8 protein-coding genes are annotated in these 7,043 nt (G+C 70.7%); 4 read left to right on the forward strand and 4 right to left on the reverse strand.

Features of this window, described 5'->3' with window-relative positions:
* Positions 1–522: glycosyltransferase (locus tag HOQ08_RS01180; protein ID WP_291190344.1), on the forward strand; the 522-nt coding region annotated here is incomplete at its 5' end.
* Entirely contained in the window at positions 519–1,418 is a 900-nt protein-coding gene (locus HOQ08_RS01185) for a DMT family transporter (protein ID WP_291190347.1), read from the forward strand. The genes HOQ08_RS01180 and HOQ08_RS01185, both read left to right, overlap by 4 nt.
* Before the next feature lie 116 nt (positions 1,419–1,534).
* On the opposite strand, the gene HOQ08_RS01190 is transcribed toward HOQ08_RS01185, so the two are convergent.
* The 3 genes from HOQ08_RS01190 to HOQ08_RS01200 are packed head-to-tail and all read right to left on the reverse strand — an operon-like array spanning position 1,535 to position 4,139.
* Positions 1,535–1,825, reverse strand: coding sequence for a hypothetical protein (locus HOQ08_RS01190; protein ID WP_291190350.1), 291 nt, complete (start codon positions 1,823–1,825; stop codon positions 1,535–1,537).
* A gap of 32 nt (positions 1,826–1,857) precedes the next feature.
* Positions 1,858–2,049 carry a YbdD/YjiX family protein gene (locus HOQ08_RS01195; RefSeq protein WP_291190354.1) on the reverse strand — a complete coding sequence of 64 codons (192 nt, stop codon included), beginning with the start codon at positions 2,047–2,049 and terminating at the stop codon, positions 1,858–1,860.
* A complete protein-coding gene (locus tag HOQ08_RS01200) occupies positions 2,046–4,139 on the reverse strand; it encodes a carbon starvation CstA family protein (RefSeq protein WP_291190357.1) in 2,094 nt (697 codons plus the stop codon). The genes HOQ08_RS01195 and HOQ08_RS01200 overlap by 4 nt, the downstream gene beginning before the upstream one ends.
* Before the next feature lie 159 nt (positions 4,140–4,298).
* Between HOQ08_RS01200 and HOQ08_RS01205 the strand changes: the two genes are divergently transcribed.
* Together HOQ08_RS01205 and def are read left to right on the forward strand one after the other, a co-directional pair.
* On the forward strand, positions 4,299–5,096 hold the full coding sequence (locus HOQ08_RS01205) for a DUF4197 domain-containing protein (protein ID WP_291190360.1): 798 nt from the start codon (positions 4,299–4,301) through the stop codon (positions 5,094–5,096).
* Positions 5,097–5,167: 71 nt separating this feature from the next.
* Positions 5,168–5,707 (forward strand): peptide deformylase, encoded by a 540-nt coding sequence (gene def / locus HOQ08_RS01210; RefSeq protein ID WP_291190366.1) that lies wholly within the window; start codon positions 5,168–5,170, stop codon positions 5,705–5,707.
* Positions 5,708–5,770: 63 nt separating this feature from the next.
* Here the strand turns inward: def and HOQ08_RS01215 are convergent.
* Positions 5,771–7,043, reverse strand: a 1,273-nt coding sequence (locus tag HOQ08_RS01215; RefSeq protein ID WP_291190363.1) for a hypothetical protein, incomplete at its 5' end; no start/stop codon positions are given.

Genomic DNA, 7,043 nt, shown 5'->3' on the forward strand with positions numbered 1-7,043 from the left:
GGCGCGGTGGTCTGCGCGGCCGACGGCACGCCCGACCCGGCCTCGTACCGGCGCGACCCGCTGCTGCGCCGCGCGCTCGCCACGCTGGCGGGCGCGCGTGGCGGCATGAACATCGAGGGCGCCGTGCCTTCCGGCGTGGTTGCTGCGGAGGCGGTGTCGGGCGCGCTGATGCTGCTGCCGCGCAAGGCCTTCGACCAGCTCGGCGGCTTCGACGAGCGCTACTTCCTGCACTTCGAGGACCTGGACCTGTGCCGCCGCGCGCGCGATGCCGGCCACGCGGTGCTGCTGGCCGGCGACGTGCGCGTGCTGCACGGCAAGGGTGGCTCCAGCCGGCACCGGCCGGTGTTCGTCAGCCGGCACAAGCACCGTGGCATGTGGCGATGGTTCCGCACCTTCGACCCGGCCGCGCGCAATCCGCTCGTCGCCGGCGCGGTATGGCTGGGCATCTGGCTGCATTTTGCGGCGCAGGTTCCTGGCCAGCTGTGGCGCCTGGCCGGCGCGCGGCGGCGTTCCGCGCGATGAGCACCGCCCGCTCGCGCACGCTCGCGGCCACCATCGGCCTGGTCGCCATGACGGCGGTGTGGGGCTCGACCTTCGTGCTGATCAAGGACGTGGTCGGGCGCATGCGCGTGGTGGATTTCCTCGCCGTGCGCTTCGTCGCCGCCGCCGTGGTGATGCTGGTGCTGTTCGCGCGGCCGGTGTGGCGGCTCGGCCGCGCGCAGCTCGGTCGCGCACTGATGCTGGGCGCCGTCTACGGCAGCGGCCAGTTGCTGCAGACCTGGGGCCTGAAGCTGATCGCGCCCAGCGTCAGCGGCTTTGCCACCGGCATGTATGTGGTATTCACGCCGATCCTGGCCTGGCTGCTGCTGCGCGAGCGCATTGCCGGCATGGTCTGGCTGGCGGTGGCGATGGCCACGGGCGGATTGGCGCTGCTCTCGCTGCACGGCGTGTCGGTGGACCTGGGCGTGTGGCTGACGCTCGCCTCGGCGGGGCTTTATGCGCTGCACATCGTGGGATTGGGGCGCTGGTCGCGCGAGGCCGATGCGATCGGCATGTCGGCCGTGCAGGTGGCGGCGATCGCCCTGGTGTGCCTGCTCGCCACGTTGCCGCAGGGGCCGGCGTTGCCGCCCGACCGCGCGGCCTGGCTGGCGGTGCTCTACATGGCGCTGATCGCCGGCGCAGGCGCCATGCTGATACAGACCTGGGCGCAGGCACACCTGCCGCCGGCGCGCGCGGCGATCGTGATGACCACCGAGCCGGTGTTCGCCGCCGGCTTCGCCGTGGCGCTGGGCGTCGATGCGCTCAGCTGGCGCATGCTGGCCGGCGGCGCGCTGGTGCTGGGGGCGATGTACCTGGTCGAGCTGGCACCGCGGCGCACGTCCGCGCTGGAAGCCGAAAGCCTGCACCACGAGGTTTAGGTCCCGCCCTTTCCCACCCATGGGCGTACCCGTAGGGCGAACGGCGGTAGCCGCCACGAACGCTTGGATCCGGCGGTGCGCGTAGCGCGCCTGTGGTTATGCCCGCCGCAGCACGCCTACCAGTGAAAGTAGAACACCGGCGCACAAGCGATCAAAACCGCCACTCCCTGCGACGCCAGGACCACCAAGGCTCGGCCGGGAGTGCGTTGCAGCCACCTGATGGCGAAGAAGGCGACGATGGGCAGCTGCCCTGCGATGAGAAGCTGAAAAAGGTGCGCCGCCACCCCTTCGTCGGCTGAGCGCGTTGTGCCAGCCAGGACCATGCGTCCAAGAACAATCGCCAAGGCGGCCAACGACATGACCAAAGGCGCCAATGCGCTGGGCCGTGTAAAGATGTTGATGTTCATAGAGCCCTCCTCCCGTGCCTGATCGGCGGCGATCAGCAGCAACGCCCGCCGGTACCTTTGTAGCGCGCCGCCTGGCGCTCGCGGAAGAACTCCGCGTAGCTGGGCACCGCGCGCTCCGGATGGTGCTCGCGCAGGTGGCGCACGTAGGTGTCGTAGTCGGGCACGCCGCAGCACAGCCGGGCGGTCTGCACGGCGCGCGACCAGGCGGTGCGAAATCCCTTCATGGCGCGTTGGCCGCGACGGCGTCGATCGACACGTACGGCTCCTCGTGCGCGGTGGGATGGTTGATGCGCCAGGCGCGCAGCATCGTGCGCAGGGTGAACGCGGCCATGGCCACCACCAGCAGCATGAACAGGCCGGTGAGCGCCATGTCGACATAGTTGTTGGTGACGATCTGCTGCATCTCGGCCGGTGCCTTGGCCGGCGCCAGCAGCTTGCCCTCGGCCAGCGCGGCGGCGTACTTCTGCGCCGCGGCGGTGAAGCTGATCGGCCCGACCAGCTTCTCGTACCCCGCCGTCAGCGTGCAGATGATCAGCCAGATCGCCGGGACGCCCGGCACCCACACGTAGCGCTCGCGCTTCAACTTGACCACCACGACGGTCGCCAGCATCAGCGCGATCGCCGCCAGCATCTGGTTGGCGATGCCGAACAGCGGCCACAGCGTGTTGATGCCGCCCAGCGGATCGACCGCGCCCTGGTAGAGGAAATAGCCCCACAGTCCCACGCAGATCGCGGTGGCGAGCAGGTTGCCGGTCCACGACTCGGTGTTCTGCAGCGGCTTGTGGATCAGCCCCGCGATCTCCTGGATCATGAAGCGGCCCACGCGCGTGCCGGCGTCCACCGTGGTCAGGATGAACAGCGCCTCGAACAGGATCGCGTAGTGGTACCAGAACGCCATCATGCCGCCGCCCGGGACGATCTCGTGCAGCAGCCGCGCCATGCCCACCGCGAGCGTCGGCGCGCCGCCGGCGCGCGAGAGCACGCTGCCTTCGCCGATGTCCCTGGCGGTCTGCGTGAGCTGGTCCGGCGTCACCACGAAGCCCCACTGGCTGATCGTCTGCGCCGCGTGCTCGGCGGTGGTGCCGATCAGCGCCGCCGGCGAATTCATCGCGAAGTACACGCCCGGGTGCAGCGAGGCGGCGGCGACGAGCGCCATGATGGCCACGAAGGCCTCCATCAGCATGCCGCCATAGCCGACCATGCGCGCCTGGCCCTCGTTGGCCAGCAGCTTGGGCGTGGTGCCCGAGGCGATGATCGAATGCCAGCCCGACACGGCGCCGCAGGCGATGGTGATGAACAGGAACGGAAACAGGTTGCCCTGGAACACCGGCCCGGTGCCGTCGACGAAGCGCGTCACCGCGTCCATCTGCAGCATCGGCGCGGCCAGGAAGATCGCCAGCGCCAGCAGGCCGATGGTGCCGATCTTCAAGAAGGTGGACAGGTAGTCGCGCGGCGCCAGCAGCAGCCACACCGGCAGCACCGAGGCGACGAAGCCGTAGCCGATCAGCCACCAGGCCAAGGCCTTCGCGTCCATGTCGAACACCGGCGCCAGCGTGGCCGACCCGGCCACGTAGCGGCCCAGCCAGATCGAGCCCAGCAGCAACAGCAGGCCGATGATCGACACTTCAAGGATCCGTCCCGGCCGCCACCAGCGCAGGTAGATGCCCATCAGGAACGCGATCGGGATGGTCGCGGCCACGGTGAAGGTGCCCCATGGGCTGTGCGTCAGCGCCTTGACCACCACCAGCGCCAGCACCGCCAGCACGATCATCATCAGCACCAGCACGCCGAACATCGCCACCACGCCGGGCGCCGGCCCCAGTTCCTCGCGCAGCATGTGGCCCAGCGAGCGGCCGTCGCGGCGCAGCGACAGGCCCAGGATCATGAAGTCCTGCACCGCGCCGGCGAACACCACGCCGACGAGGATCCACAGCGTGCCGGGCAGATAGCCCATCTGCGCCGCCAGCACGGGGCCGACCAGCGGACCTGCGCCTGCGATCGCGGCGAAGTGGTGGCCGAACACCACCCACTTGTCGGTCGGCACGTAGTCCAGCCCGTCCGGATGGCGCATCGCGGGCGTGGCGCGGCTCGGGTCGAGCTTGAGCACTGCGTGCTCGATGAACCGCCCGTAGAAGCGGTAGCCGATCACGAACACCGCGATGGACGCGGCCACCAGCCAGATCGCGTTGATCGGCTCGCCCCGTCGCAGGGCCACGACGCCCAGGCACCAGGCGCCGACGATGGCGATGGCGGCCCACAGCAGCTTGCCCGCCGGGCTGGCGGGAACGGCAGGAACGGTGGCATTCGGACGCATGGACGGCTCTCCGGCGGGATACCGCAAGGGTCGTCCCCGCCGCGGCGGGGGTCAATGCCGCAGCGGGCCCAGGCGTATTAGCCATTGGTCGAATGCCGGACACGGACCCGCCACCGCCGCACACGTACACTCGGGCGACAACCACCGCGGAGAGCCGCCATGCGCCTGCGTTCCCTTCGTCCCGGCCTGTTCGGCCTGCTGCTGGCCGCCGCCGCGCTGCCGGCCCTCGCCGGCGGCCAGCTCGACGACCTGCTCAAGCAGCTCAAGCACGGCAGCCACGGCAACAGTGCCGCTGCGGCCAGCCTGCCCACCGGCGACATCGCCGCCGGCCTGAAGGAGGCGCTGGCCAAGGGCACCACCAGTGCGATCAACTCGCTCGGCCGCACCGACGGCTTCTGGGGCAACGCCAGGGTGCGCATCCCGCTGCCGGGCAAGCTCGAGCAGGCCGGCAAGCTCGCCCGCCAGCTCGGCCAGGGCGCCCGGGTGGATGCCTTCGAGCTCAGCATGAACCGCGCCGCCGAGAAGGCCGTGCCGCAGGTGGCCGACATCTTCGGCGACGCCATCCGCAGGATGAGCCTGCAGGATGCCCGCGGCATTCTCACCGGCGGCGACCATGCGGCCACCGACTTCTTCCGCCGCACCGCCGGCGATGGGCTCACCGCGCGCATCAAGCCGATCGTCGCCGGCGCCACCGAGCGCGTCGGCGTCACCCAGAAGTACAAGGCGCTCACCTCGACCGGCGGCGGCAGCGCGCTGGGTGGCGTGCTCGGCTCGCTGGGCAGCCTCGGCGGCGACAAGGGCGGCGGCAAGGCCAACCCGCTGGACCTGGACGACTACGTGACCGCGCGGACGCTCGATGGCCTGTTCACCATGATCGGCGAGCAGGAGCAGTCGATCCGCCGCAACCCGGCCGCGCGCACCACCGATCTGCTGAAGAAGGTCTTCGGCAGCCATTGAGCCTGCGGGCATCTTGCAATCGCCCCGCCGCGCCCGCAGTCCTGTACCAGCATCCACCCGTGAGACCGCCGATGATCCGCGAGATCCTGAAGATGGGCGACCCGCGCCTGCTGCGCATCGCGCCGCCGGTGCCCGCCGGCATGCTCGGCAGCGATGAGCTGGACGCCCTCATCCAGGACATGTTCGACACCATGGAAGCCGCCGGCGGCGTGGGCCTGGCGGCACCGCAGATCGGCGTGGACCTGCAGCTGGTGATCTTCGGCTTCGACCGCTCCGAGCGTTACCCGGACGCGCCGGCCGTGCCGCGCACCATCCTGCTCAACCCGCTGGTGACGCCGGTCTCGCAGGACATGGAAGAAGGCTGGGAGGGCTGCCTGTCGGTGCCGGGCCTGCGCGGCGCCGTGAGCCGCTTCACGCTGATCCGCTACCAGGGCATCGACCTGAAGGGCACGCCGATCGACCGCACCGCCGAGGGCTTCCATGCCCGCGTGGTGCAGCACGAGTGCGACCACCTGATCGGGCGGCTGTATCCCTCGCGCATCACCGACTTCACCAAGTTCGGCTACACCGACGTGCTGTTCCCGGGGCAGGCCCCGGATGCCGACGCCTGACGCCTGCGGGCAGACGGTTCGTCCGGCCGGGGCCGGCGTTCGAAGTTCCGCCTCGGCCGGGAGCTACTGCGCACGCAGGTTCCAGGTGGTGCTTACCGCGCCGCCGCTGCCCGCCTGGCTGGCGCTGCCCTGTATCGTGCCGTCGGCCTGCAGCGGGGAATGGCCGGTGGGGACGCCCCAGATGGCGGTGATCTGCGGATCCGGTTCGCCGCCCTGCGGCCAGTCCGGAGGGCAGTGCGGGGTGAGGGTGCCTGCCCAGGTGCTGGTTCCGCTGGGGGTGAAGGTCGCCGGCCGGACGCTGAAATCCAGTTGCAGCGAATTGTCGTTGTCGCCATCAGCCAGCGGATGGGTGGACGGGGCGGCGGTAAAGGTGCACGGGTCGTTGCGGAGGTCCAGCAGGTCCACCCGGCCGGCTACGGCCTTGTAGACGGCAAGGTCGCCCGCCCAGTAATCGAACTTCCAGGTGCCGCTGGCCTTGGCCCGCGTGAGGGGAGAGGTCGAGGCGACGCTGCCGTCGATCCGGCACGGTACCCGCTGGCCATTGTGCTGGCCGCAGCCTTCGTCCTCCACCCTGATGTTGGCGACCAGCCGGGTGTCGGCCAGCGCCCCCTGCAGCCGTGCGCTGACTGCAACCGGGTTGCGCGCCGGAGCCTGCTGCGGAGCGGTATAGACCGCCGAGAAGCCGCCCTGTGCGGCGACCGTGCCGTTGTCGGCATCGCCGCCGGCGACCCCGTTGGCCTGCCAGTCGCCCGCTCCGCCGATGTCGCCGCTGGCCGGTTCGCAGGGCAGCAGGGCGATCGGGCCGTTCTCGTTCGCGGTGGACGCCGTGCAATACAGCTCGCGCAAGGTCACGCTCTGGCCCGGCTTGAGTGTCGCCTCGGCCGGGTCGAGCTGGAAACCGGACAGCAGCGACCAGTCACTGAAATGATCGACCGCAACGCTGAGCGAGTGCGCCGCGGCGTCGAGTACGGGCTTGCGGGCTATCGACCATCGGCCCTTTTCGTCCTGCGAGGCAATGGCCAGCGCCTGCGGCGCGCTGCCGGCGACGTCTTTGTCGTCGTAATGGAACGCCAGCGTGACCGGCTCGCCGAACGGTTGGCCCGAGGGCTCCAGGCGCCACGCGCTGCCGCGCCCGCCCGGCGCCTGGTTGCTGATCGGCTGCAGGCTGACTTCGCGCGGCGAGGCGAAGGCGCCTGCGGGAACGATCACACGCACGCGGCCGTCGCTGGATGCCAATTCGCCGCCCGTGGCGCCGATCGTGCGGCTGACGGGCGCGCCGAGCGGCTTGCCGCTCGCGGTATGCGCCGCTTGCGGCGCGGGTGCGTGGCAGCCCGCC

The sequence above is a fragment of the Frateuria sp. genome (assembly GCF_013362045.1).
Lineage (GTDB): Bacteria > Pseudomonadota > Gammaproteobacteria > Xanthomonadales > Rhodanobacteraceae > Frateuria_A.

What these genes read in the sequence shown, in the direction of transcription:
- HOQ08_RS01185 (WP_291190347.1), top strand. Translation starts at nt 519, where the DNA reads ATGAGCACCGCCCGCTCGCGCACGCTCGCGGCCACCATCGGCCTGGTC.
- HOQ08_RS01190 (WP_291190350.1), bottom strand. Translation starts at nt 1,825, where the DNA reads ATGAACATCAACATCTTTACACGGCCCAGCGCATTGGCGCCTTTGGTC.
- HOQ08_RS01195 (WP_291190354.1), bottom strand. Translation starts at nt 2,049, where the DNA reads ATGAAGGGATTTCGCACCGCCTGGTCGCGCGCCGTGCAGACCGCCCGG.
- HOQ08_RS01200 (WP_291190357.1), bottom strand. Translation starts at nt 4,139, where the DNA reads ATGCGTCCGAATGCCACCGTTCCTGCCGTTCCCGCCAGCCCGGCGGGC.
- HOQ08_RS01205 (WP_291190360.1), top strand. Translation starts at nt 4,299, where the DNA reads ATGCGCCTGCGTTCCCTTCGTCCCGGCCTGTTCGGCCTGCTGCTGGCC.
- def (WP_291190366.1), top strand. Translation starts at nt 5,168, where the DNA reads ATGATCCGCGAGATCCTGAAGATGGGCGACCCGCGCCTGCTGCGCATC.